General features: G+C 52.2%; 3 protein-coding genes. 2 read left to right on the top strand and 1 reads right to left on the bottom strand.

What is annotated here, in order from left to right; translation table 11 throughout:
* Positions 1-22: 22 nt before the first annotated feature.
* Entirely contained in the window at positions 23-1,138 is a 1,116-nt protein-coding gene (gene asd / locus ACTHUT_RS15730; RefSeq protein WP_440419009.1) for an aspartate-semialdehyde dehydrogenase, read from the bottom strand.
* 173 nt (positions 1,139-1,311) lie between these two features.
* On the opposite strand from asd, the gene ACTHUT_RS15725 reads away from it, so the two are divergent.
* A complete protein-coding gene (locus ACTHUT_RS15725; RefSeq protein WP_440419008.1) occupies positions 1,312-1,902 on the top strand; it encodes an RDD family protein in 591 nt (196 codons plus the stop codon).
* A gap of 89 nt (positions 1,903-1,991) precedes the next feature.
* Positions 1,992-3,314, top strand: a complete 1,323-nt coding sequence (mltA, locus tag ACTHUT_RS15720) for a murein transglycosylase A (RefSeq protein WP_070631519.1) — start codon at positions 1,992-1,994, stop codon at positions 3,312-3,314.
* The last annotated feature ends 212 nt before the right edge of the window (positions 3,315-3,526 follow it).

The raw sequence follows: 3,526 nt of genomic DNA, 5'->3' as shown, positions 1-3,526 counted from the left end.
GCTTTTTTCATGCCAACCTAAATTACAGGCTGCCCAAGATAATGCGCAATACGCGGCGCAACGGCTCGGCAGCGCCCCACAAGAGTTGGTCGCCGACAGTGAACGCGCTGATGTATTCGCCGCCCATCTCCAGTTTACGGATACGGCCAACAGGAACAGACAGCGTACCGGTAACTTTGGCAGGAGTCAGCTCGTGGATGCTGGCTTCTTTTTCGTTAGGGATGACTTTCACCCAATCGTTTGCACCTGCCAAGATGGCTTCGATTTCAGAAACAGGCAGGTCTTTTTTCAGCTTCAGGGTGAGGGCTTGGCTGTGGCAGCGCATAGAGCCGATGCGTACGCACAAGCCGTCGATTACGGTCGGATTGTCGCTGCGGCCGAGGATTTTGTTGGTTTCCACGCCGCCCTTCCATTCTTCTTTGGACTGGCCGTTGCCCAAATCTACGTCAATCCACGGAATCAGGCTGCCGGCGAGCGGTACGCCGAAGTTGGCTTTAGGATAGTCTTCGCTGCGCAGGAAATCGGACACTTTGCGGTCGATGTCGAGAATCGCGCTGGAAGGATCGGCAAGCTCGCCCGCCACTTTGGCGTGAATCGCCCCCATGCCGCTGATGAGTTCGCGCATGTTTTTCGCACCCGCGCCGGAAGCGGCTTGATAGGTCATGCTGGTTGCCCATTCGACCAAATCATTTTGGAACAAACCGCCCAAAGCCATCAGCATCAGGGAAACGGTACAGTTGCCGCCGATGTAGTTTTTCACGCCGTTTTTGAGGCCGTTGTCAATGACGTTGCGGTTGACAGGGTCGAGGACGATAATCGCATCGTCTTTCATGCGCAGGGAAGAAGCCGCGTCAACCCAGTAGCCGTTCCAGCCGCTGTCGCGCAGGGGTTGGAAGACGGATTTGGTGTAGTCGCCACCCTGACAGGTAACGATGATGTCCATTTTTGCCAATTCGGCAACATCGTTGGCATCCAACAATGTTTTGGCTGCCTGGCCGAAATCAGGGGCAGCGCCGCCGACGTTGGAAGTGGTAAAGAAAAACGCTTCGGGAATGTGGATGAAGTCGTTTTCTTCTTTCATACGCTGCATCAAAACAGAGCCGACCATACCGCGCCAGCCGACGAAACCTACTTTCATGTGTTGCTCCTTGAGGAAAATCGTTAACAAAATTATGTATTGCGTAAAGGAAGTGTTTTAACGCCGTCTTAAGAAAATGTAAAGTTCTTTATCGGGATTTCTTTAAATATTGGCGTTTTTGGTGTAAGGACGGTAGAATCGGGGTCAGTTAAGAACAATTATCAGGAAGAAACATGGAAGAAAGAAATAACTATATCGGTGCGGCCGGTGTCGGCAGGTCTGACATTCAGGAAATCGAGGTAACGGTTGCCGGTGCCGGAGACAGGATACTTGCGGCCCTGTTGAACCAATTGTTTACCTTTTTAGTTTTGTTGGTGCCGTTTGTCGGACTGATTATCTTCGCCGTCAAGCATGAAGGCAGAATCGGCGACAGTGAGGAAATATTCGGACTGTTGGCAGGTATGGCATCGTTTTGGATCGGGTTGGTCGCCATTTTGGTTTATAGCGTCGTCCAAATCTACTATATGAGCAGGGATGGGCAGTCATTAGGTAAGAAAATTATGAAAATCAGGGTGTTGAAAACTGACGGACGTAATCCCGGTTTTGTCGGTACGGTTTTGGTACGCGAAATCGCATGGTCGGTTTTGGTTGCCATTATTGCCGCCATTATCGGTCTTATAGCAGGTGAAAACGGAGAAAGCGCCATCAACCTGCTGGCATTTCTTGCCAACTTTGTCCTGCTCTTTATGGTCAAACGCGACCGCCGCACGCTCTACGATATGCTGGCCGATACGGTTGTCGTCCAATTGCCACCGCGCCGATAAATGGCTTTTTTGTGTTAAAATTAGCACTTTCCAACATAGGCCGTCTGAAAAATAGCTTTCAGACGGCCTTTCGACACGCTATTGATTCCATGAAAAAACATCTGTACCGCATTACGCTCGTCAGCATTGCCGCAGCCATTCTTGCCGCCTGTCCGAGCAAAAGCATTAAAAACCTTCCCGAAACCGACACCAGCGTTATCAAAGGCCCTGACCGCCCCACCGGTACGCCTGATCCCATCGGTACGACTGTGAGCGGAGGAGGAGCAAACTACACCGTTGTTTCCTACAACGAACTGCCGCACTGGAGCACCCAACACTTTGCCAAAAGCCTGCAATCTTTCCGCTTAGGCTGTGAAAAACTCAAAAACCGCCAAGGCTGGCAGGACGTTTGTATCCAAGCCATGCAAACGCCGGCGCACCATTTCCAAGCCAAACACTTCTTTGAACGCTATTTCACCGCATGGCGCGTCGATAACGGCGGTAATCCTGCCGGCACCATTACCGGCTATTACGAACCGGTCCTGCACGGCGACGACAAGCCCACAAGCCAATCCCGTTTCCCTATTTACGGCATTCCGAACGATTTTGTTTCTGTTCCGCTGGCTGCAAACTTGAGAGGCAGCAAAGCCACCGTCCGCATCCGCCAAACCGGTCAAAACAGCGGCGTCATCGACAATAGCGGCACATACACGGCCGATTTGTCCAGATTCCCGATTACAGCACGCAGCACTGCGCTGAAAGGCCGTTTTGAAGGCAGCCGTTTCGTTCCTTACTACACCCGCAGCCAAATCAATGGCGGCGCGCTTAACGGCAAAGCGCCGATTTTGGGTTACGCAGATGATCCGGTCGAACTTTTCTTTATGCACATTCAAGGTTCAGGCCGTCTGAAAACGCCGTCCGGCAAATACATCCGCGTCGGATTTGCCGATAAAAACGAACATCCGTATGTTTCCATCGGCCGCTATATGGCGGACAAAGGCTATCTGCCGTTGGGTCAGACCAGCATGCAGGGCATCAAGGCCTATATGAAGCAAAACCCCGGCCGCCTTGCTGAAGTTTTGGGACAAAACCCAAGCTACGTCTTTTTCCGCGAGCTGACCGGCAGCAGTGATTCCGGCCCAGTGGGCGCATTGGGTACGCCATTGATGGGCGAATACGCCGGTGCCATCGACCGTCACTACATCACGCTTGGCGCACCATTATTTGTCGCCACTGCCCACCCGACCACTAAAAAAGCCCTCAACCGCCTGATTATGGCGCAAGATACCGGCAGCGCGATTAAAGGCGCGGTCCGTGTGGATTATTTCTGGGGATATGGCGACGAAGCAGGCGAAGTGGCCGGCAAAATGAAAACCACCGGCTATGTATGGCAGCTTCTGCCCAACGGCATGAAACCGGAATACCGTCCATAAACAGCGGTTTAAAAAAAGGTCGTCTGAAACCAAGATTCAGGTTTCAGACGGCCTTTTTATTTCTATAAAAATGCGGTAGGTTTTTAAAACCTGCCGCGGTATGGGGACATACAGCTCGGACGGTAAGCCGGGTTCTGTCGCGGACAGTCATTCCTCTAGGCACATCATTGCTGGTGTGCTCAAGCAACCTACCCGAACGCTCGGCGAGCAGC

The organism is Neisseria sp. P0022.S010, assembly GCF_051956635.1.
This window is presented reverse-complemented; position numbering and strand designations above follow the sequence as displayed.

What these genes read in the sequence shown, in the direction of transcription:
- asd (WP_440419009.1), bottom strand. Translation starts at nt 1,138, where the DNA reads ATGAAAGTAGGTTTCGTCGGCTGGCGCGGTATGGTCGGCTCTGTTTTG.
- ACTHUT_RS15725 (WP_440419008.1), top strand. Translation starts at nt 1,312, where the DNA reads ATGGAAGAAAGAAATAACTATATCGGTGCGGCCGGTGTCGGCAGGTCT.
- mltA (WP_070631519.1), top strand. Translation starts at nt 1,992, where the DNA reads ATGAAAAAACATCTGTACCGCATTACGCTCGTCAGCATTGCCGCAGCC.